This is a genomic window from Phycisphaerales bacterium (genome assembly GCA_040217175.1).
Lineage (GTDB): Bacteria > Planctomycetota > Phycisphaerae > Phycisphaerales > UBA1924 > JAHCJI01.
Genome location: JAVJNT010000001.1, coordinates 404,402 through 424,221, shown reverse-complemented (window position 1 = coordinate 424,221; position 19,820 = coordinate 404,402). Strand labels below are relative to the sequence as shown.

Genomic DNA, 19,820 nt, shown 5'->3' with positions numbered 1-19,820 from the left:
GCATGGCGGATCACGACGAGCAAGATCACGGGTCGGACTACCGCAGCGGAAGTTTGACCCTGACCGGATCGATTGCGATGGGAACCGGCGTCATGATCGGCGCGGGCATATTCGCCCTGACCGGTCAGGTCGCCGAGCTCGCCGGCGGCCTCTTCCCGGTTGCGTTCATCGCCGCAGCGGTCGTCGTCGCGTTCAGCGCGTACTCGTACATCAAGGTCTGCAACGAGTACCCGTCCGCGGGCGGCATCGCGATGATCCTCAAGAAGGCGTACGGCCCGGGCGTTGTCACCGCGGGCTGCTCGCTGCTGATGTACTTCTCGATGGTCATCAACGAAAGCCTCGTTGCCCGCACATTTGGCACATACACGATGCGGATCTTCGGCAAGGGGTCCGACTCATGGCTCGTGCCCGCGCTCGGCGTCGGTTTGATCGTCGTTGCGTTCGTCGTCAACCTACTCGGCAATCAGGTCATCGGCGGGCTGAGTAAGGTCACCGCGATCGTCAAGATCGTGGGCATCGCGGTCTTCGCCGGCATTGGGCTCTGGGTGTCGGGGCTCTCCTTCGACACGCTGACGGGCGATGGTGCATCGTCCGACGCCCATGGCGGCATTACCGGGTTTCTGGCCGCCGTCGCACTGTCGATCCTGGCATACAAGGGTTTCACGACCATCACCAACAGCGGCGATGAGATCAAGGAGCCCAAGAAGAATGTCGGACGATCCATTATCTTCAGCCTGCTCATCTGCACCGGGCTCTACCTGCTCGTGACGCTCGCCGTCGCCGGCAACCTTAGCGTGAATGAGATCATCGCCGCTCGCGACTCGTCGCTCGCCGAGGCCGCCCGTCCGGCGGTCGGTCAGTGGGGTGAGTGGCTGACGATCGGCCTTGCGATCGTGGCCACTATCTCCGGCATCATCGCCAGCATGTTCGCCGTCTCTCGCATGCTCGCGATGTTGACGGACATGAAGCTGGTCCCGCACAGTCACTTCGGCATGCCGGGTCGCATCCAGAAGCACACACTGGTGTACACCGCTGTTGTCGCGCTCGCACTTACCGTCTTCTTCGACCTTAGCCGAATCGCCTCTCTCGGCGCGATCTTCTACATCGTGATGGACATGGCGATCCATTGGGGCGTGTTCAAGTACCTGCGAACAGAGCTGAACGCCAAGGCGTGGGTCCTTCTGACCGCCCTCATCCTCGACGCCGTCGTGCTCGGGGCCTTCCTCTACCTCAAGCTCACCACCGACCCGCTCGTAGTAGCCGTGTCGGCGGGGGGAATGGCCCTGATCTTCGGGGCCGAATGGTGGTTCCTGCGACGAAAGGACTCCAGCGATGACGAATCCGAATAGGCCCACGACCGATCCCGTGTGCGGCATGACCGTGGAGCCCGGCTCGGAAGCGGAGCGCGTCATGCACGACGGTGTCACGCACCTGTTCTGCTCCAAGCACTGCGCTGGCAAGTTCCGAGCCGATCCCCAGCGTTACCTGTCGGACGATGATGCCGGCGCGGGAACCACAGAGCATTCCTGCTGCTCGCACGAGCACGCGGATCAAGGGGCACAACGGCACGACGGACCGAAGGACGCAATTTACACCTGCCCGATGCACCCGGAGGTCCGCCAAGTCGGGCCCGGTGACTGTCCGAAGTGCGGGATGGCGCTTGAGCCGCTCGATCCGACCGCGGCACATGACGACACCGAGCTGCGGGACATGACCCGTCGCTTCCGGGTCGCCACCGCCTTCACCGCGCCGCTGCTCGTGTATGTGATGGGCAACATGCTCTTCGGACACCCGTTCCACAAGTGGATTGACCCAGCAGTGAGCCAGTGGGGTGAGCTGGTCCTCGCAACCCCCGTGGTGCTCTGGTGCGCCTGGCCGTTCTTCGTCCGGGGCGTTCGATCCGTCCGCGCAGTGCAGCCCAACATGTGGACCCTGATATCGATCGGCGTCTCTCTGGCATACGTCTACAGCGTGGTGGCCACGATCGCCCCGCAGCTCTTCCCGGATTCTCTGCGAGACGAGTCGGGGCGGGTCGGGGTCTACTACGAGGCGGCCGCAGTGATCGTCACGCTGGTGCTCCTCGGACAAGTCATGGAGCTTCGCGCTCGTAGACGGACCGGCGGCGCGATCCGAGAGCTTCTTGAACTCGCGCCCCCGACGGCCCGGCGCATTTTGGACGATGGAAGCGAGCAGGATGTCGCGGTCGAGAAACTGCACCCAGGCGATCGTGTCAGGGTCCGACCCGGTGACAAGGTCCCCATCGACGGAGAGGTCCTCGAGGGGCGGAGCACCATCGACGAGTCGATGCTGACCGGCGAGCCAGTGCCGGTGGAGAAGACGAGCGGCGACGGGGTCACCGGTGGGACGGTGAACAAGGCGGGCTCGTTCGTCATGCGGGTCAGCCGGACCGGGTCGGATACGACGCTCGCCCAGATCGTCCAGATGGTCGCCGAGGCCCAAAGGTCCCGAGCGCCCATCCAGCGGCTTGCGGACGCCGTAGCCGCCTGGTTCGTGCCGATCGTCGTTGTCATCGCCACCATCGCCTTCGGCACGTGGATGCTGGTCGGACCGTCGCCGGCCTTCAGCTACGCCCTGGTCGCGGCGGTGTCCGTGCTCATCATCGCCTGCCCGTGCGCTCTCGGGCTGGCCACACCTATGTCGATCATGGTTGCGGCAGGTCAAGGGGCCAAACAGGGCGTGCTGATCAAGAACGCCGCGGCGCTCGAGACCTTCGAGAAGATCACCACCATCGTCGTCGACAAGACCGGAACCCTCACCGAAGGCAGACCAGAACTCGTGGTGGCCGAGGTGGCGGAAGGCATGGATGAACAGCGAGTACTCGCTCTGCTTGCGGCGGCGGAGCGGGGCAGTGAGCACCCCCTTGCCGAAGCAATCGTCTCCGGCCTGGAAAGCAGGACCGAGCTGCGTTTTGACGCCGCGGACTTCGAGAGCATTACCGGCAAGGGAATCATCGCCACGGTCGATGGAGCGCGTATCGCGATCGGCTCGCCCGCGCTGATGCGGGACGAGGGCGTCACCGTTGAATCCATGGCCGAACGGGCCGAGGAGCAGCGGCGCGAGGGCGGGACCTCGATGTTCGCCTCGATCGATGGCAAACCGGCCGCCCTTCTTGCCGTTGCCGACCCGATCAAGAAGACCACGCGTCAGGCGATCGACGCTCTGCACCAGCAGGGGATGAAGGTGGTGATGCTGACCGGCGACAACCGCACCACGGCACAGGCGATCGCCGAACAACTCGGTATCGATCGTGTTGAGGCTGAGGTGCTGCCGGACCAGAAGGCCGAGATCATCCGCAAACTCCAGAGCGAGGGCCAGAAGGTCGCAATGGCGGGAGACGGCGTCAACGACGCCCCCGCCCTCGCCCAGGCCGATGTCGGTGTCGCCATGGGCACCGGAGCCGGCGTGGCGATCGAGAGCGCGTCGATGACACTTGTCGGTGGTGATCTCAACGGTCTGGTGCGGGCACGCGAGTTGAGCCGCGCGACGATGCGGAACATCCGCCAGAATTTGTTCTTCGCCTTCGCCTACAACGCCGCGGGCGTGCCGATCGCCGCGGGTATCTTGTATCCGGTGTTCGGCGTCCTGCTGAGCCCCATGATCGCAGCGGCGGCGATGAGCCTCAGTTCGGTGTCGGTGATTACCAATGCACTTCGGTTGCGGTGGATCACTTCGAGCTCCTAGCAGACTACTTCTTCACCGACTGCCCCGGCCCTGTAGCCTCGGTCAGCGCGCCGCTCTGGCTACTCGCTGTCGCCGAGAAGCCCGGTCCGCTGCTGGAGGCGGAGGCACTGGCCGAGCCGCTGGAGGAGCCCGAGGAGGAGAAGGACGAGGAGCCGCTCGACTTGCCGGATGAGCCCGAGCCGCTGCTGGAGCCCGATCCGGAGCCTGATGCGGACGCCGAGATGCCGCTGCCCGAGCCAGAGGAGGCGGCGGTGGCGGGCAGGTCGTTGTGGACCCAGACGCCCTCCGCCAGGAGGGTGTTGGTGCCCGGGATGTGGATGGCAACGGTCCTCGTGGGCGCTTCCACCCGATCGAAATGTTCGACCGGCTCCTCGTTGAACTGGTCGTCGACGAGGCGGTCGCCGGGCTGGACGAACTCGGCGGACGCGAAGCCCCACTCGTCGCCGCGGCGGATGAGGACCGGGTGCTCGGGTGTCGCCTTGATGCGGCGGTTGATGACTACGAAGCCTTGGTGCTCCCCCAGGGTCACGCTGGCGACGCGGGCCTCGGTGCGATCTGCACCTTGCAGGCCGTGGTGGGACAGCCAGTTGTACTGAGCGCGGTACGGCACATCGACCGCGAGGCCGGGGACGCGGACGGAGGCGACCAGATCCCCGGGCCTCAAGTTCTCGATAGGCGTCACGCGGCCGTCGGCCAGACGGACGAGGGTGCCGAAGAGCAGGCAGTTGCCGCTCGACCCACCCCCAGAAGAGCCACCACCACCCGACGACCCACCGCCCCCGGACGAGCCGCCTCCGCCGCTGGAGCCACCGCCGCCAGAGGATCCGCCTCCGCCCGACGACCCGCCGCCTCCGGACGAACCGCCACCACCGGAGGAACCCCCGCCGCCCGAAGAACCAGCACCGCTGGAGCCTCCGCCGCTCGACCCACCGCCAGATGAGCCACCCGAGGAGCCCCCGGACGAGCCGCCCGACGACTGCACGCTGCTGAAGCCGGAACTGCCGGCCGACGAACTCGCGCCGCCGCTCGATGAGCCGCTGGATCCGCTGCCGCTCGACTCGGTCGGTTGGCTGGAGGCGGTCTCGGTCGGCGTGCCGCTGCCCGACTGCGTGGTGCCGCTGTTGCTGGTGAATGCCCCGGTGGTGTAGGTCGTCAGCGTGGGCGTGCCACCGGGCCCGGTGGTGTAGATCACGTCGCCGGTGGTCGAGTAACTGGACGGCTCGCTGGATGGCATCGACGGCGAAGACGACGGAGTTTCGCTGGGAGCAGAGCCCGAGCCGGACGAGTACTGGCTCGACCCTCCGCCCTGGGGCGGCGTACCTGTCGCCCAGACGGGGATGTAGAGGTAGTAGCGCGTCGGGCCGCTGCTCATCGGACGGCCTCCTTCTCGGGCGCGGGATTCGGCTCGTACCAGCCCTGCGAACTGACACGCTTGGCGCACTCGGCGCTCGCGGCCGCCACAGCGTCCTCGTAGGTCATCGTCTCGAACGCCCGCAGCTCGCTGCCCGGCGAGCAGTTGACCACGCGGAACTTGTGCTGGTCGAAGTGCGGCCGCAGCGCTTCGAAGCGCCGGGCCAGCGAGTCGTAGAGCACGTTGTTGTGGCGGATGGCGTCCTTGGAGCGGTGCTCATCGAAGGCGTAGCGCCGGTCCGGGGCCATCTTGAAGTCGCAGCCGAGCAGGTACACCGTCCCGAACCCCAGATAGTGCAGCAAGCGCAGGGCCACGAGCATCACGCTGCGCTTGCCCACGATCCCGAGCGAATCAGCAGTCTTGCCGTCGTTGCCCCAGGGGATCGAGTCACCGGTCAGGAACCGCTCGTGGTCGAAGTGGTCGGCCCGGCGAAAGAACAGCAGCGAGGGCATCTGATGGACCTTGAAGGCGCTGTCGCGCATGGTCCCGTCCGGGTTCTGGATGCGCAGCCGCTTGGACCACATGCACGTCGGAACGATCTTGAGGATGCCCGGATCCTTCCAGCCGGTGTCGATGAACCGGCCCGGGTCGTCCACGCAGGTCCACAGCGTCGGCCGGTGGATCGTCCACGAGTTGTTCACGCCCATGGTGACGATGCCCCGCCGATTGAGCAGCGAGAGATCGACCTGGTTGAGCGACGGGCCAGAGAGGATCAGGAACGCCGAGCGGCCGCGGTAGAAGCGCGCGAGCGAGACCGAGTCGAAGTCCGCGGTATACAAGCGCAGCCCGTCCCGGGCGGGTCGGCGTGACTTGAGCCCGTGCTGGAGCGCCGCGATGTCCGACTGGTTCTCGCGCATCAGCGGGTGAACCTCCCGATGATGTAGCGACTGCCCGCCCGGCGATCGGTCACCGCGCCCACGCGCCCGATGCGGTCGAGCCACCAGTTCATGGGCCGCACGGTCGGGTGCAGGTTCTCGCCCAGGGCGGTGATGCGGCTGGGGCGAGTGCACACCGAGACGCAGAACCACCCCCGCGGCCGGGCGACGCGCCGCATCTCGGCCAGCACCGGGTTCACGTCCTCGGGCAGCAGGTGCTCGAGGGCGTCGAAGCAGGTGACCACGTCGGCCACGCCTTCCACGAAGCCCGTCGCGTGCATCGGCTTGACGACATCGGCGTTGTCGAACGCGAAGTCCACGCCCAAACCGTCGATGCCGAGCCGGCGCAGTTGCCGGATGAAGTCGTTGCGGCCGCAGCCGAAGTCGACGACGAAGCGAGGCTTCCAGGCCCGTACGATCGGGACCGCGCGGCGGCCATGGTTTGTCGAGCCATACGCCGAGCTCGGCCGCGCGGCCAGTTCGAGGTACTTGGCCCGCTCGTGGTCGCGGCGGGTTTCGATATCGTTCGTGGCTTGGCTCATGCCCCGCCCTCCACGAACAGGTTGAACTTGCGGTCGCCGTCGGCGGGGTCGGCCAGTTCCATCAGCGTCATGGCTTCGAAGACCCAGACGGGACGGCCCCTGCTGCTGCGTTCGCAGGTGAGCTGCACGCACACGCCATCGGGGATGGGCACGAGCTTGGGGCGAAGTGACCGCGCGGGCGGACACTTGGGCAGCACGCCTGGCAGGTCGCACACCGGACCGAGGCCCAGCAATCCTTCGAAGCCCGAGCCCGGCTCGGCTGTGTTCATGTGGTGCGCCTCGAAGCGGTTGATCGCCAGCAGCGTGGGGTCTTCGCCGCCACCGGGCAACTGCGACGACAGGCCGTCGGTCACCGCCACATAGCGGAGGTAGGTTTCGCTGCCGGGATCGCCGTCGAGGCGGGCCTCCTGCCACGGGTAGCGCCAGCGGTTGTGCTCGCTGGGGATTGGCTGGGCCGCGCCGAGGATCGCGGTGACACGGCCGGACGACGGCTGGCCCATCTCGATCACCGCCCATTTTTCGCCGACGCCTTCCTCCTTCCACAGGATCGGGATGCCGCCCATGGGTGTGCTCGTGAGCACCGTCTCCTCGGGCGCGAGATCGCAGGTGGTGTCGAGCTCGTTGTTGACGAACACCCGCGCGGGTGTCACGCCCGTCAGCACGCAACGCCCCAGTTCGCCCGCATTGATCGGCTGGGTCGCCAGCACGAACGCCATCGGGCTCGAGCCCTCGTTGGCGACGACGCCGGTCAGCGGGGTGCGGCTGAGGAACGTCCGCTCCTGATCGTTCTCGCCCGGCTCGACCAGCACGCCCAAGATCGCGAGCACGTGGTACGGCTCGATCGTATGGTCGGAGTCGTTGCGCACCAGCACCAGCCCACGCGGCATGGCATCGGCGAGCGGTCCGCCGCCCTGGGTCTGTTCGCGCCGGCGCTCGGCCACGGCCGCATCGACGAATGCGTTGTACGCCCGTGCGGGAATCACCAGCGGCTGGCCGGATCGGACTTTGCGGAAGGCGTCGGTCATGGTTCAGATCCCCAGCGCCGAGAAGTTGCCCTGGTCGTACACCCGCTCGACGTACGCCGCGACGGGCCGCTTGACGATCGCCTGCGAACCCGCGTCCTCAGCGTCGGCGTAGCGGACCCACAGGTACTCCCAGCCCTTCTTACTGATCCCGCTGATCGGCCCGACCGAGATGCCCGAGGCGTTGGGACTCGCCGCGAAGCGGAAGGTGATCTCCCAGTCGGAGTCCACACCCGTGCCACGGCGCGAGCCGGACGCGCCGAGGAAGAGCACCTCGCCCGCGCTGAAGCCCTTCCATGAGCCGCTGTTGACCTTGCCGGTCAGGTTGAACAGCGTGCCCTTGTACGCCTGCGTGACCTGGCTGGCCGGCAGGTAGTGCGTCTCGCTGAACTGGTACACCGGCACGGTGATGTCCACGCCCTCGACGCCGTCACCCGTCACGCCGATCGCGCCCTTGAAGTCGGGCGCTGTCGTCCCCGATGCCGCGTGGCTGCTGATCGTCTGCTTGCTCTGCGTGATGTGCTGGGTGCCACCGCCGGTGTCGAAGCTGAAGACGCTCTCACCGGTCTGCGGAAACCCGCCGCCCTGAGCCTGCGCGTACCGGGCCGTGGCCTCCCACAGCTCGAAGCCCACCGGCTCGACCGACACCGTCTGCCGGGGCAGGCCGTCGTAAGTACCCGGGCTCTCGGCCTCGGCGGCGGACCGGGCCGCGAGGTCGTCGTTGGTGCCGCGCACGGTGTAGACGAGCTCCGCCGAAGGGTTGTCTCCCTTGGTGGACCGGCGGCTCTCGAACTTCTCCGTCACGGTGATCGGCACGGGGTGTTGCTCCTACGCGAAGGTCCTGCTCATGCGAAAGTCAGGCCGCCACTCTTGGCGGCGTCGGCGAGTTGACGGGTGTGCTTGGCGGTCTGTTCGGTGGCCTTGGCTGTCCGCTCGGCGACGGCGTCATCGGAGGCCAGCCCCTGCACGGCGCTGGCGTTGAAGGTGCCGCGCACCGAGATGCCCTCGGCCACGAGGTCGCCGATGCCGCGCAGGCGGTCCTCGAACTCGGCCAGCAGGTTGCGCGGGCGGCTGTCGGGCTCGGCCTCGGCTTCTTCGCGACGCCTGCGGGCCTCTTCGATGGCGTCGTCGAGACGCTTGCGGGCGGCTTCGAGCTCGCGCTGCGCATCGGTGACCCGCTCGTCGGTCTGGGCATCGAGGGCCTTCTGGGCGTCCTCGTACTGCTTGCCGATCTCCGACAGCGTGGCGTCGTTGAGATCGCTGGATCGGTCGCGCTCGGACGATCGCCGGGCCTCGCGGTCGGCCAGGGCCGCGCGGGTGCGGTCGTCGATCTCGCCAAGCCGCTGCTCGAGCTGCTCGTCCACGGCCTTCTTGGCCGCTTCGACGTCCAGCCCATCGTCGAACAGCCCCTGGATCTCCAGCATCCGCTTGGCGACGAACGACGAGGCCGACTCCCACGCCTTCTGGAAGCCGCCCGTGAAGCGTGACCAGGTCTTGGAGAGAAACGCCGTCGTCTCGATCCAGCCGACCTCGAGCGCGTGCAGCACGATCTGCGCGGCCGCCAGTGCGCCGTACCACATCGACTGGGCGGTCGAGACGAAGAACCGCCGCGCCTCGAGCCACGCCGAGTTCAGCGCCGCCACACCCTTCTGCCAGATGACCTTGAGCGACAGCCAGAGGATCTCGGCCGCGAGCGCGATGTCGCCGGCGGCGAGGGCGTCGGAGATGCCGCGGGTGACCTTGGACACCCAGTCGCGCAGGCGCGTGAACTGCTCCATGAGCCAGGCGAGCGCCTCGCCGCCCTTGCCCGAGGTGACCAGCAGCGTGCCGCCGAGTCCGACGACGGCCGCCACCACCAGCCCGATGGGCGAGAGCAGCGCCCCCAAGGCCGCGCCGACGATGCCCATCGCCGTCCCGACGCCGGTGATGATGCTCGCCAGCAGGCCGAAGGTCGCCGCGACACCCGCCACCAGCACGCCCAGCCCGATCAGGACCACACCCGCCAGCGCGATCGCGGCGGCGATTTTGAGCGCTGAGACGACCACGGCCCGGTTCTGGCGGATCCAGTCCGATGCGCCGACGATGACCCGGGTGATGCGCTCGGTCAGGTCCTTGAGCACCGGCGCGAGCGCCGAGCCGATGACGAACACGCCCTGTTTGATGACCCGCCAAAGGATGTTGAGCGTGTCGTTGAGCTCTGCGGCGTCCTTGGCGGTCTGCGTCGAGACGGTCAGCCCGAGCCGCCGAGCCTGTTCCTGGAGCTCTTCGATGCCCGCGGCCCCGCCCTCCATGAGGGGCAGGAGCTGCGAGCCCGCACGGCCGAAGATCTGCATCGCGATCGCGGCGCGTCGGCTGGGGTCTTCGATCTGGCTGAGCCGCTCGGCGATGAGCTTGAACTGCGCCTCGGGCGAGAGCCCGTCGAGGTCGGCCATCGTCAGCCCGAGGGTAGCGAACGCGTCCGTCTGGGTGGAAAGCCCGCGTCCAAGGTCGTTGATCGACCGCTGCATGGACCGCACGCCCTTCTCGAAGGTCGCCAGGTCAGCGCCGGACTGCTCGGCGGCGAAGCCGAGCTCGCTGAGCGACTCGACGCTCACGCCGGTGCGTTTGCTCATCTTGTCCAGCGTGTCGCCCATGGCGGTGAAGACCTTGACCGTGCTCAGCAGCGAGGCGACCGCGCCAGCCCCGATCGCCGTCAGCCTGGTGCCGACGCTGCGGAGCCCGTCCCCGAAGGCCTTGAGCCGCTTCTGGGCGCGCCGCAGCCCGGCCGACAGCTTGTCGCTGACGCCCAGTTCGACGAACGCCCGTCCGGCCCGGATGCCTCGGGTGTCGGCCATCTAGGACCCCCTCCGCACGCTGTTGCGCCATAGCACCGGCAGTTTCGGGCGCTCGCGTTCGAGCGCCGGGGCCATGTAGGGACGGGCGGCGATCTTGACCTTCCGGCTCAGCAGCCGACCGCGTCGGCGTGAGACGACGACGGTCGCGCCACCGTGCTCGAGTGCTCGCGGCGCAACGCTCTTCTTGAAGCCCACCGGGCCGACCACCACGCTGTCGGACCGACGGTCGTAGCCGAAGAGGATCAGCCGCCGCAGCGAGCCCTCGTGCGAGTGCGGCGGCTTGCCGGGCGGGGCCGAACCCTTGCGCTTGCGGATGCTGGTCCGGGCGGCGGTGCGGATGAACGCGCCGCCCTTGCTCAGCACCCGGCGCTTCGCGGCGTCCACCGACCGCTTCACCGCGGGCCGGTCGAAGAACACATCCTTGATCCTCATGGTGATCACGCGGGCGATCCTCCGCTTTGCACCACGCGGCCTTCCTTCAGTCCCTTGTTGAACGACGCCTCCTTCTCCTTGCGGAGTCGCCCTGCGCCGATGAACAGTCCCGCCAGACCAGTCAGCGCCGGCAGAGCCGGGCCCGCAATGGGCACGCCCGCGAGCGTGGGGCCGAAGTCGTCGAGGGCCGAGAGGGTGATCTGCCCCAAGAGGCCACGGATCTCGCCGCCGCGTTCGATCGACGCCTTCCACAGGGCCCCGACCCGCTGGGTGTCCTCGAACCAGGCCCGGTACTCGGCCTCGGCCTCGTTGAGCGTGGTGGTGCGCGGCAGGCCGCGGGTCTGCTGGATGCCGCTCGGCGTCTTGACCTTGACGACGTCGCCCAGGTCAAAGCCGGCGCACGCGCCGAGCCCGAGCGAAAGCATCACCACGCCGAAGCCGAAGGCCAGATGCTTGGGATCAATCTTCACGTGTGCCTCCTTGCTGCTTCTGGTTCCTGATGAACACGTCCTTGAGCACCGACACGGGGGCCGGGATGACCTTCGCTCGCTTGTCAGCGGCCCGGGCGAACGGGTCGAAGTCGCCGGGCCGAAACGGGCGGGTCTTCTTGGGATTGCGCTGGGTGTTGGCCACCAGCGCCATGACCGAACTCGTCCGACTCCACTCGTCGCGCTGCCGGGCCTCGGCCATCGCGACCAGCTCGCGCAGCGTCAGGGGGGCTGGATCGATGCCGAGGATGCCGGCGCACTGCCAGACGAGCCGCCAGCCGCCGCCTCGACCGTGGGCGGCACCGCTTCCAGCACCGCCCGCTCCAGCGCCCCGCCGTCGATCAGTTCGTCGATCCGGCGTTCCACCACGTCCCGGGCCTTGTCCATCACCTCGCGTGTGGCCATGAGCACCCGCCCGAGGTTGGCCCGGTCCCTCGGGCTCGGGCAGAAATCCACCAGTTCCTCCAGGAGGGCCGCCGTCGCGTGCTCGATCGCGTCCCCGGCCATCGACGCGCCAAACGCCTCGTCGCTGACCTGACGCTCATCCGCCTTCGGCTTGCACGCGGCGTAGATCACGTCGCACAGGAGTACTGGATCGCGCACGAGCCTCTCGATGAGCCCGTTTGACCCTTCGAGCACCTCCATGAGGTCAACGCCTGCGAGCCCTCGCACGCGCTTGATCGCCGCGACGGTGATCTCGACGGTCCACTCGCGGCCCTGGTTGTCCTTGAACGTGCGCATCGATGCCTCCGATCCGTTATCCGCCGATCCAGCTCGGAGCCGTGTCCGAGTAGGTCACCTTGGCCGTCACCGAGACGGTGATGGCTTCCTCGAGCGCCTCGTTGCGGCTGAAGTTCGTGATCGAGAAGTCCGCCTGCAGCCCCTGGCCGTCGGCCTCGTCGAGGATCTGCAGCCCGATCAAGTCGTTGTTGAAGAACGCGTCCTTGATGGCTCCGAACCCCGCGTCGGCGGTGTCCCAGACCATCTCCCACTCGACGCTTGCCTCCTTGAGCGTGGCGACCGTGGCGCGCCAGCCCGCGTTGGCGCGGGTGGTCACATCGGCCTCGCCCGCTTCCAGGCTGAGGGTCACGTCCCGAACGTTGTCCATCGCCGTCCACGTGCCGGCCCCGCCCTGGCCGCCGACCAGGTAGAGCAGCTTGGCCTCCATGCCGAGCTTGATTGCCATCGGTTACCTCCTCACCCGGTAGGTGACGCTCAGAACACTGGTGAATACGCGGTGCTGCTCAAGGCTCTCGCTGGAGACGACCGGCTCGTGCGCAAGGCCAGCCCACGCCGCTTCGGGGGAGCCCGCCAGTCGCGTGTGCCGCAGGCGGTCGCCGATGGCCTCAGTGAGTTCGAGCAGCTCGTCGATCGCGGCCTGCTCGTTCCCGTCTTCAGAGGGGGCCGGCAGCTTCTTCTGCACGCCCACATCGAGCACATGCTCGTAGGTGCTGCTCTCGCGGCTCGCGGCCGAGACGGTGGTCGTCCTCGGCACCACTGATACCCGCAGCTCGCTCAGTTCCTCGAGCGTGAACGCGGGCTGGTAGGTGCGGACGGCCGACACCGGCTGGGCGTAGGTGCCCGCGTTGATGTGCTCGGCAACCGCGTCGGCGAGGGTGCTGATCGTGCTCATGGCCCCTTTGCGCCTCCGATGAAGCGGCCTTCGAGGTAGGACACCCGGCGTTCGATCGCCTGGTACTCGGCCCGCAGCGACCGGGCCTCGACGATGAGCTCATCGAGCCGCCGCTCGACGTGGTCGAGCTTGGTGGTGACCACGCCCCACTGGACGGTGACGGCGAGCGCGGCCATGCCCACGGTCAGCGCGATCGCGGCCCAGCGGTGTCCAGCGCTCGGCGGGGGCGTGGGCCTGGCGGGATGTCCGTTGGTGGGAACACTGGTCACGAAAGGTCCTCGGTGGCGATGTGCTTGGTGTGGATGCGGAGCGCCTTGCGGTACGGGTCGCTGTACCGCCACGGCGGCTGACCCCGGGGCGCGTTGACCTCATAGACGAACACGGATGAACCGACGGTCTCGCGGACGCGGTCGCCGGCCTTGGGCAAGGCGGGGCCATCACCCAGATCCAGATCAGCCATGCGGACAAGGAAGTCCCGCGACTCGATCCGGTGGATGAGCCCGGCCTCGTCGGCCTGCTCGAACTCCGTGCGGCCGATGGTGGCGCTCACCTCGACCTGCGCAGCGCCCCGCTGGTACACCACCTGGCGCGTCATGTGCGCGTGCCGCTGGGTATCGAGGAACGATGCGCCTTGTTCGAGCAGGTCCGCCACGGTTCAGCCTCCGATCGATGCGGCCGGTTACTGCGACAGCCGGATGCGGACGGTCGCGTCGGCTTCCGCCGCGGCCCGCACCGCCTTGCCGATGAGCTTGTTGCCCGTCGCGGTCTTGGTCGCCACGTCGTTGGTGTTGTCCCAGTAGGCGAGCTGCCCGGCGGTGAAGCCCGTGCCCGCGGTGGTCGCCTTGGGGAAGTCGAAGACCCCCTCGACCGCCAGCGCCCCGAGCTGGCCCGCCTTGAGATCCACCCGGGTGACCCCGACCAGATCGCCCTGCACAACGACCGTGCCCGCGGGCGTGTCTGCCCCCGGCGTGTAGTCGATCGCCGCGCCCTGCTGTACGAATGTGGTTGCCATCGCTATGCCTCCGTTGCCGTTGCCTGTGTCACCGGGGTCGACAGGGTCGAACCCGCCGCCGCCGAACTGAGTCATGCCTCACCCTTGCTCTTCACGCCGCCACGCGGGTCCTGCAGCGCCACGCCGAAGTCGTGGTAGCCGCGCATCTGGATCCCCAGCCGGTTGAAGCTCTGCTCGGCGGTCTCGATGGTCGGGGCCTCTTGTCCGTTGAGGAACGCCACCTCGATGACCGGCAGGTCCGCCGGTGAAGCGAGCATGTACCAGGCTTTGCTCGATTGGCCCGGGTAGGCCGCGTTGCCCAGGTAGCGGCTGACCTCGACGCGGAACTTGCCCTGGTGCGGGTTGGTCACCGGGTACTTGGCGCTCGAGGTGTTGTCACGCAGTTCCATGCTCTTGAAGAGCTGGCTGCCCAGCGCCGACAGCGCTGTGGGCACCAGCAGCACCTGCGGCATCACCCCCAGCGGCTTGCCGTCGGAATCCACCTGGTCCATGAAGGCGACCTCGGCCTTGGTCAGCCCGTCGATCGACAGGGCGGTGTCCGCGCCGGCGAGGTAGTTGTTGTTGCCCGCCGTGTAGAAGCCCGAGCTGGCCAGGAAGGTCTTCCAGAAGATGTCGTTGATGGTCTTGCCCGAACCCGCTCCGAGCTTGCGGGGCACGCTGGTGATCGCGCCCAGATCGTCGTTGATGATGTCGGTGCGATCGATCGACAGCATGAGGCCGTACGTCTCGGCCCGGTTGGTGTAGGTCTCCTCGCCCAGGGTGCCGTGCTTGATCTCGCCGCCGGGCGCGATGCGCTCGTACTGGTCGTTGCCCGTCAGGCGGTAGCTGGTGACGGCCTTGAAGTCCGTCACGCTGCGCACGGCGGTGATGTTCCGCCAGGTGCGCTCGACGCTGAAGAAGCCTTCGAGCAGGAACTTGTTGGCGACGTTCGAGAGGATGCCGCCGATGCTGATCGTGCTGTTGGATGCCTCGATCCCGCGTCCGAAGGCCGCGTCCATCACGCCGTGCCAGTCGCGGAAGGTCCGGCCGGTGTAGCCGTTGGCCCACGCGGCGTGGAGCAGCAGTTCCTGGAGCCCGATCGACTGCCCAAAGGCCCGCGTCGCGGCTTCCAGATCCTGCTCGGCGCAGTGACGCTCCGGGGTGGTCAGACGACCAGAGAGAACGCACGCGGCTTCGAGTACCCGCTGGTTCACCGCTGGCGCGGCGGGGGCGTGGATGGCAGGGGCCTTGGGCCGGCTGGCCCGCAGGACCTCCAGCTCGGTCTTGGTCGCGTCCCAGCCCTCGCGGATCGAGCGGGCCTCGATTTCCGGATGCTGGCCCGCGCACAGGCGTCGCACGGCGGCGATCCGCTCGCTCTCGGCGGCGATTTGCTGCCGCATGGCCTGCACCGGGTCGGTGATCGCGGGTTGGTTCGCTTCGGGCGCAGGATTGCCCGCGCCCTGGACGGGATCGGATGCATCGTCCCCTGCGGCAGCGCCCGCGGCGATGGTCGCCGAGGTCGAGCCGTCAGCCCCGAGGTCGACGAAGCTGATCTCGCCGAGCGTGGACTTGCGCACGATGTTCAAGGGGCCGGCGACCTCGCGGCCGTTGACCGTCGCGGTCTGGTTCTCGCGGAGGAACTCGAACGCCTCGACGCTCGCGCCCACCGACGCCTGCCAGGGGAAGCCGTTGCGCGCTGAGACCACGACCTCGCGGGCCGCGGGCGTGTCGCGGGAGATCATCCCCGTCGCCACCAGCCGACCGTCTTCGACCATCACCTGGTCGGTGTGCCCGACGCCCGCCGTCGCGTCGTGCCCGAACCGGATCGGCCGCGACGGCGAGGGGATCGCCAGTCCGGCCAGGTCGATCACGACCGGGTGCCGCCAGCCGGCGACGCGCATCGGCCCGCCGCTGTAGGCCATCATCCGGAACCGCGGCAGGGGAGCCGAAGCACTATCAGCGGCTTCAGCACCCTCGATCTCGAACTCCGCCTGCGCGGTGAGCGCCAGCGTCTTGGGGTGCGAGCCGGGGTTCAGGTGAGCAAGGGCAGTGGGCTGCGCGGGAGCAGCGGACGCCTGGATCATGCGGTGGTGTGACATCGCTACGCGGCCTCCTTGGTGGCTTCGTCGGTGACGGTCTCGTCGGTGTCGGGGTTGGTGTCTTCGGGTGCGGGCTCGCCCGCTGTGTCGCTTGGGCCGCCAGCATTGGTGGTGACCGGCAGCCCCAGCTCGCGCATGAGGGCCAGTTCCTTGGCCCGCTGGCGGAGCTCGTCCTCCCAGTCGCGTCCCTGGCGTGCGAACTCGTGCGCGAGCGTTGTGGTGTGGTTGGCAAGGCGCGTCGCCTGCGCGCTAGCTTCCTTGGCCGGGTCGACGTGCTCGACGCCGTCCCAGAACCAGACGTGTGGTGTGGCTGCGCCGCGCACACGCATCGCCTGGGGCAGCAGCCCCTCGACCAGCGCGGCCTCGTCGAGCCAGGCGCGCAGCAAGCGGTCCAGCACCGTCTGCTGGAGGCGGTGCTGCTCGACGCGGATGCTCTTGAAGTAGGTCTGGTGGTCCAGGCGGCCCGAGGCGTAGTTGTAGCCCGAGCTGTTCCCGGCCGCGACGTTGAAGGGCATGTTCAGGCAGCGGGCGATCTCGTTGAGGATCTCGCGCTTGAACTCGCCGTAGGTCGTTGACGGGTGCTCGGCGTGGACCTGCCCGAGCTTCCAGCCGCCGGGCAGCACGGTGGCCATCCGCTTCTCGAGTTCGACCTCGTCCATCGGCTCGAGCGGGTCGGCCTCGCCGTTGGCGGGTGCATCGGTGTAGAGCACCGCCGCGAAGTCCGCGGCCGTCTCGGCGGCGGCGATCACCGCCAGCGTGTAGCGGCGGAGCTGCGCGAAGAGCGGCAGGGCGGGTGTGATGTCCGGGATGCCGCGCCATTGCCCTGGCCGGTCGGGCCGGAAGTAGTGCAGCACGGAGGCGGCCGGGTAGGTGTCGTGGTCTCGAACGGCATGCCACGCCCCGTCGCCGGGGTGGTGCCGCAGCACGTGGTACGCCACCGGCAGCCCGCTGGCGTCGAAAACGATGCCGTCGACATCGGTCACCGCCTGACCGGTGGGCGTACGCCCGAACCACGGCGTGCAGACCTGATCGGGTTCGAGCAGGCGCAGGTCGAGTTTGACGGGTGTGTCGAGCCCGGGGCTGGAGATCAGAAGGCCGAACGCCTCGCCGCTCTCGGCCCGGGCCATCCGCATGCTGCGGAGCTTGCCGGGCAGGTCGATCGCCGCCGACCAAGCCTCGAAGGCTTCCTCAACGCGGGCGTTGACCGAAGCGTCGGGCGTGAGCATCTGCAGCCGCGGCCCGGTGCCGATGGTGTCGTTGGCCAGCGTGAGGACGATGCCCTTGGCGTAGGAGTTGTTCGCCACCTCGTAGCGAGCGCGGTTGCGCAGGATGCGCCGCACCTCGGGGCTGACGGCCGCGTTGGGCGAGAGCCCGTCGGCCGCGGCCCAGTGTCGGCGGTTGTCGGCGGTGGTCTGGGCCGAGTCGAACCGTGCCCGGACCATCCGTGCCCGCTGAGGCATGATCGCCGAGGCGGTCCGGACCGGGTCGGCCTGGCGCGAGAGCGGGGCGAGCAGGCGCTTCAGCATCCGCCCTCCCGTCCGCCGGTGCCGCCTGCCACGATCTTGAACAGCCGGATCCCTAGCCCGCGCCGGCGCGTGGCCCGCTTGGACTCGAGGTAGCGGTCCGCCTCGATCTGGTCGCGGATCGCGTGCTGCTCGACCGACTGCCCGTCCACCGAGGCCTTCGCGGGCCCGGCGGCGTTGTCGGCGATCGCCTGTTCGAGATTGGGGGTGGGATCGGGCACGGCAACCTCGCGTGCCCCCGCACCTCGCGGGGGCCTCTCGGGTCACCTATGCCGTGAAATCGTCCCCTGCACGCCGAACGGGGGCGGACTAGGCCCGCAGAGCCCCACCAAAGCACCAGAACTTGATTCTGATTGCGGATACTATGCCCACTGGGCCATGTTTCTGCACACCATATCAAGTCTCCGGATCAAGAGACTTGATTCTGATTGCCGACACCAGTATCATTGGGCCAGGTTTCGGCAAAGGAATTCAAGTATGATGGACCCAGAGAGCTTCTTCGCACGCTATCCGGTCTTCACGGCCGACGAGTTTGCCGAGCATCACCGGCAGATGGGCTCGGGCCACAGCGCGACCCGGCAGTCCGTTCTGGCCCACCATGAGTCGCGAGGCCGCATCGTCCGGCTCAGACGCGGCCTCTACATGACCGTTCCAACGGGCAGCGATCCGGCAACGGCTTCCGTCGATCCGTATCTGGTCGCCTCCCGCATGGCTCCCGACGCGGTGCTCGCATACCACACGGCCCTCGAACTCCATGGATATGCCCACAGCGTCTTCGAGCAGTACCAGTACCTCACCAGGACCTCAAGCCGCCCGGCCAAAGTGCGGTCGTTCTCGTTCCAGCCGGTCCGCGTGCCCAAGGCGCTCGATCACGATCACCGGATGGGCGTCCGTGTCGTAGACCGGCTCGGTCTGGATGTTCGCGTGACCACCTTGGAACGAACCTGCGTCGACGTGCTCGACCGGCTCGATCTCTCTGGCGGATTGGAAGAGGTCTGGCGTTCGCTGGAGTCCGTGCCGTACTTCGACCTCGATGAGCTTGTCGAGTACGCGCTGCGGCTCGGCTCCGCCACCACCGTCGCCAAGGTCGGCTACTTCCTGGAAATGCACGCCAGCCGACTCGCCGTCCAGCCCGTGCACCTGGAAACGCTCCGCAGGCAGCGACCGAAGTCACCACACTACATCGAGCGAGCCGCGACCAAAGCGAACCGCATGGTCAGCACATGGAACATAGTCGTGCCGCTGGAACTGGCCGAGCAGACGTGGAAGGAGGTCGGATGAATCTTTCACGAGAGCGCCTGCTCGCCGAGTCCGCCTCGCTGTCCTTCCGCCCAGAGATCCTGGAGAAAGTCGCGCGACTTCTATCACTGCTCGAAGCGATCCGCAAGCATCCGCACCTCAAGGAGCGTGTGGCGCTCAAGGGAGGCACAGCGCTGAATCTCTTCCTGTTCGATGTGCCTCGGCTGTCGGTGGACATCGACCTGAACTACATCGGCTCGACGGACCGGGAGGCCATGCTCGCCGAGCGGCCCGAGGTCGAGCGCGCGATCCAAGTAGTCAGCCAGGCCGAAGGGCTCGCGATCACCCGAGCGCCCGCGGACCACGCGGGCGGCAAGTGGCGGATGCGATACCAGAGCGTGCTGGGCGGGAACGGCAACATCGAAGTCGATCTCAACTTCATGTTCCGAATCCCGCTGTGGCCGGCGGGGCCCATGGACTCGCGCCCGCTCGGCCACTTCTCCGCCCAGCGGGTACCGGTCCTCGACATCCACGAGATCGCCGCAGGGAAGTTCGCGGCCCTGTTCGCCCGGCATGCCAGCAGGGATCTGTTCGATGCCCACGCCTTGCTCGGGCGCAGCGATCTTGACGACACACGACTGCGTAGTGGGTTCGTCGCAATCGGTGCGATGAATCGGAAGGACTGGAGAACTGTCACGCTCGATGACATCGCCTTTGAACCGCAGGAACTGCAGGACCAACTGGTCCCGGTACTCCGCCATCAAACACGAGAGCAGGCCGGGGACTTTGAGGACTGGGCTCGGCGTCTTGTATCCGAGTGCCAACAGGGCCTGGAGCGATTGCTCCCCTTCCGGGACAATGAGCGGGAGTTTCTCGATCGGCTGCTCGATCACGGTGAAGCCCGGCCGGAGTTGATCACCGCAGATTCAGATCTTGCTGAGCGCGTCGCCGGGCATCCACTGATCGCGTGGAAAGCCCAGAATGTCCGGCAGCACCACGGTGAGTAGCCATGACCCGGTGCGGGGAACC

General features: G+C 67.8%; 22 protein-coding genes. 4 read left to right on the top strand and 18 right to left on the bottom strand.

The window, feature by feature from the left end:
- The first annotated feature begins 2 nt into the window (after positions 1-2).
- Together RIA68_01885 and RIA68_01880 are read left to right on the top strand one after the other, a co-directional pair.
- Complete coding sequence (locus RIA68_01885) at positions 3-1,349, top strand: APC family permease (GenBank protein MEQ8316182.1); 1,347 nt, start codon at positions 3-5, stop codon at positions 1,347-1,349.
- On the top strand, positions 1,333-3,702 hold the full coding sequence (locus tag RIA68_01880; GenBank protein ID MEQ8316181.1) for a heavy metal translocating P-type ATPase: 2,370 nt from the start codon (positions 1,333-1,335) through the stop codon (positions 3,700-3,702). The genes RIA68_01885 and RIA68_01880 overlap by 17 nt, the downstream gene beginning before the upstream one ends.
- Positions 3,703-3,706: 4 nt before the next feature.
- Here the strand turns inward: RIA68_01880 and RIA68_01875 are convergent, their stop codons facing one another.
- From RIA68_01875 to RIA68_01790, 18 genes are all read right to left on the bottom strand, one after another.
- Entirely contained in the window at positions 3,707-5,074 is a 1,368-nt protein-coding gene (locus RIA68_01875; protein MEQ8316180.1) for a Hint domain-containing protein, read from the bottom strand.
- Complete coding sequence (locus RIA68_01870) at positions 5,071-5,970, bottom strand: hypothetical protein (GenBank protein ID MEQ8316179.1); 900 nt, start codon at positions 5,968-5,970, stop codon at positions 5,071-5,073. The genes RIA68_01875 and RIA68_01870 overlap by 4 nt, the downstream gene beginning before the upstream one ends.
- The gene (locus RIA68_01865) at positions 5,970-6,530 is read right to left on the bottom strand and encodes a methyltransferase domain-containing protein (GenBank protein ID MEQ8316178.1); all 561 of its coding nucleotides are present in this window, start codon (positions 6,528-6,530) and stop codon (positions 5,970-5,972) included. Before RIA68_01865 ends, RIA68_01870 begins: the two co-directional genes overlap by 1 nt.
- Positions 6,527-7,555: a hypothetical protein gene (locus RIA68_01860; GenBank protein ID MEQ8316177.1), complete on the bottom strand. Its 1,029-nt coding sequence runs from the start codon at positions 7,553-7,555 to the stop codon at positions 6,527-6,529. Before RIA68_01860 ends, RIA68_01865 begins: the two co-directional genes overlap by 4 nt.
- A gap of 3 nt (positions 7,556-7,558) precedes the next feature.
- A complete protein-coding gene (locus RIA68_01855; GenBank protein ID MEQ8316176.1) occupies positions 7,559-8,368 on the bottom strand; it encodes a hypothetical protein in 810 nt (269 codons plus the stop codon).
- Positions 8,369-8,397: 29 nt separating this feature from the next.
- Entirely contained in the window at positions 8,398-10,386 is a 1,989-nt protein-coding gene (locus tag RIA68_01850) for a hypothetical protein (GenBank protein MEQ8316175.1), read from the bottom strand.
- Positions 10,387-10,827: a hypothetical protein gene (locus tag RIA68_01845; GenBank protein MEQ8316174.1), complete on the bottom strand. Its 441-nt coding sequence runs from the start codon at positions 10,825-10,827 to the stop codon at positions 10,387-10,389. It lies immediately after the preceding gene.
- The gene (locus tag RIA68_01840; GenBank protein MEQ8316173.1) at positions 10,824-11,288 is read right to left on the bottom strand and encodes a hypothetical protein; all 465 of its coding nucleotides are present in this window, start codon (positions 11,286-11,288) and stop codon (positions 10,824-10,826) included. The genes RIA68_01845 and RIA68_01840 overlap by 4 nt, the downstream gene beginning before the upstream one ends.
- Positions 11,278-11,508 (bottom strand): hypothetical protein, encoded by a 231-nt coding sequence (locus tag RIA68_01835; GenBank protein MEQ8316172.1) that lies wholly within the window; start codon positions 11,506-11,508, stop codon positions 11,278-11,280. The genes RIA68_01840 and RIA68_01835 overlap by 11 nt, the downstream gene beginning before the upstream one ends.
- Before the next feature lie 20 nt (positions 11,509-11,528).
- The gene (locus RIA68_01830; GenBank protein MEQ8316171.1) at positions 11,529-12,047 is read right to left on the bottom strand and encodes a hypothetical protein; all 519 of its coding nucleotides are present in this window, start codon (positions 12,045-12,047) and stop codon (positions 11,529-11,531) included.
- A gap of 16 nt (positions 12,048-12,063) precedes the next feature.
- Positions 12,064-12,492, bottom strand: a complete 429-nt coding sequence (locus RIA68_01825; GenBank protein ID MEQ8316170.1) for a phage tail tube protein — start codon at positions 12,490-12,492, stop codon at positions 12,064-12,066.
- A 3-nt stretch (positions 12,493-12,495) separates the two neighbouring features.
- The gene (locus tag RIA68_01820) at positions 12,496-12,939 is read right to left on the bottom strand and encodes a hypothetical protein (GenBank protein ID MEQ8316169.1); all 444 of its coding nucleotides are present in this window, start codon (positions 12,937-12,939) and stop codon (positions 12,496-12,498) included.
- Positions 12,936-13,208 carry a hypothetical protein gene (locus RIA68_01815; GenBank protein ID MEQ8316168.1) on the bottom strand — a complete coding sequence of 91 codons (273 nt, stop codon included), beginning with the start codon at positions 13,206-13,208 and terminating at the stop codon, positions 12,936-12,938. Before RIA68_01815 ends, RIA68_01820 begins: the two co-directional genes overlap by 4 nt.
- Positions 13,205-13,591 carry a hypothetical protein gene (locus RIA68_01810; protein ID MEQ8316167.1) on the bottom strand — a complete coding sequence of 129 codons (387 nt, stop codon included), beginning with the start codon at positions 13,589-13,591 and terminating at the stop codon, positions 13,205-13,207. Before RIA68_01810 ends, RIA68_01815 begins: the two co-directional genes overlap by 4 nt.
- Before the next feature lie 27 nt (positions 13,592-13,618).
- Positions 13,619-13,951: a DUF2190 family protein gene (locus tag RIA68_01805; protein MEQ8316166.1), complete on the bottom strand. Its 333-nt coding sequence runs from the start codon at positions 13,949-13,951 to the stop codon at positions 13,619-13,621.
- Between the two features lie 71 nt (positions 13,952-14,022).
- A complete protein-coding gene (locus tag RIA68_01800) occupies positions 14,023-16,029 on the bottom strand; it encodes a Mu-like prophage major head subunit gpT family protein (GenBank protein MEQ8316165.1) in 2,007 nt (668 codons plus the stop codon).
- A gap of 2 nt (positions 16,030-16,031) precedes the next feature.
- A complete protein-coding gene (locus RIA68_01795; protein ID MEQ8316164.1) occupies positions 16,032-17,555 on the bottom strand; it encodes a phage portal protein in 1,524 nt (507 codons plus the stop codon).
- Positions 17,549-17,773 (bottom strand): hypothetical protein, encoded by a 225-nt coding sequence (locus RIA68_01790; protein ID MEQ8316163.1) that lies wholly within the window; start codon positions 17,771-17,773, stop codon positions 17,549-17,551. The genes RIA68_01795 and RIA68_01790 overlap by 7 nt, the downstream gene beginning before the upstream one ends.
- Before the next feature lie 256 nt (positions 17,774-18,029).
- Here RIA68_01790 and RIA68_01785 point away from each other — a divergent pair, with 256 nt between their 5' ends.
- Together RIA68_01785 and RIA68_01780 are read left to right on the top strand one after the other, a co-directional pair.
- A complete protein-coding gene (locus RIA68_01785; GenBank protein ID MEQ8316162.1) occupies positions 18,030-18,833 on the top strand; it encodes a hypothetical protein in 804 nt (267 codons plus the stop codon).
- Positions 18,830-19,798, top strand: coding sequence for a nucleotidyl transferase AbiEii/AbiGii toxin family protein (locus RIA68_01780; GenBank protein ID MEQ8316161.1), 969 nt, complete (start codon positions 18,830-18,832; stop codon positions 19,796-19,798). Before RIA68_01785 ends, RIA68_01780 begins: the two co-directional genes overlap by 4 nt.
- Positions 19,799-19,820: the final 22 nt, after the last annotated feature.

Excerpts from the sequence above, each read along its gene's own strand:
- RIA68_01885 (MEQ8316182.1), top strand. The coding sequence starts at position 3 with ATGGCGGATCACGACGAGCAAGATCACGGGTCGGACTACCGCAGCGGA.
- RIA68_01880 (MEQ8316181.1), top strand. The coding sequence starts at position 1,333 with ATGACGAATCCGAATAGGCCCACGACCGATCCCGTGTGCGGCATGACC.
- RIA68_01875 (MEQ8316180.1), bottom strand. The coding sequence starts at position 5,074 with ATGAGCAGCGGCCCGACGCGCTACTACCTCTACATCCCCGTCTGGGCG.
- RIA68_01870 (MEQ8316179.1), bottom strand. The coding sequence starts at position 5,970 with ATGCGCGAGAACCAGTCGGACATCGCGGCGCTCCAGCACGGGCTCAAG.
- RIA68_01865 (MEQ8316178.1), bottom strand. The coding sequence starts at position 6,530 with ATGAGCCAAGCCACGAACGATATCGAAACCCGCCGCGACCACGAGCGG.
- RIA68_01860 (MEQ8316177.1), bottom strand. The coding sequence starts at position 7,555 with ATGACCGACGCCTTCCGCAAAGTCCGATCCGGCCAGCCGCTGGTGATT.
- RIA68_01850 (MEQ8316175.1), bottom strand. The coding sequence starts at position 10,386 with ATGGCCGACACCCGAGGCATCCGGGCCGGACGGGCGTTCGTCGAACTG.
- RIA68_01835 (MEQ8316172.1), bottom strand. The coding sequence starts at position 11,508 with ATGGCCGAGGCCCGGCAGCGCGACGAGTGGAGTCGGACGAGTTCGGTC.
- RIA68_01830 (MEQ8316171.1), bottom strand. The coding sequence starts at position 12,047 with ATGCGCACGTTCAAGGACAACCAGGGCCGCGAGTGGACCGTCGAGATC.
- RIA68_01825 (MEQ8316170.1), bottom strand. The coding sequence starts at position 12,492 with ATGGCAATCAAGCTCGGCATGGAGGCCAAGCTGCTCTACCTGGTCGGC.
- RIA68_01820 (MEQ8316169.1), bottom strand. The coding sequence starts at position 12,939 with ATGAGCACGATCAGCACCCTCGCCGACGCGGTTGCCGAGCACATCAAC.
- RIA68_01805 (MEQ8316166.1), bottom strand. The coding sequence starts at position 13,951 with ATGGCAACCACATTCGTACAGCAGGGCGCGGCGATCGACTACACGCCG.
- RIA68_01800 (MEQ8316165.1), bottom strand. The coding sequence starts at position 16,029 with ATGTCACACCACCGCATGATCCAGGCGTCCGCTGCTCCCGCGCAGCCC.
- RIA68_01795 (MEQ8316164.1), bottom strand. The coding sequence starts at position 17,555 with ATGCTGAAGCGCCTGCTCGCCCCGCTCTCGCGCCAGGCCGACCCGGTC.
- RIA68_01785 (MEQ8316162.1), top strand. The coding sequence starts at position 18,030 with ATGATGGACCCAGAGAGCTTCTTCGCACGCTATCCGGTCTTCACGGCC.
- RIA68_01780 (MEQ8316161.1), top strand. The coding sequence starts at position 18,830 with ATGAATCTTTCACGAGAGCGCCTGCTCGCCGAGTCCGCCTCGCTGTCC.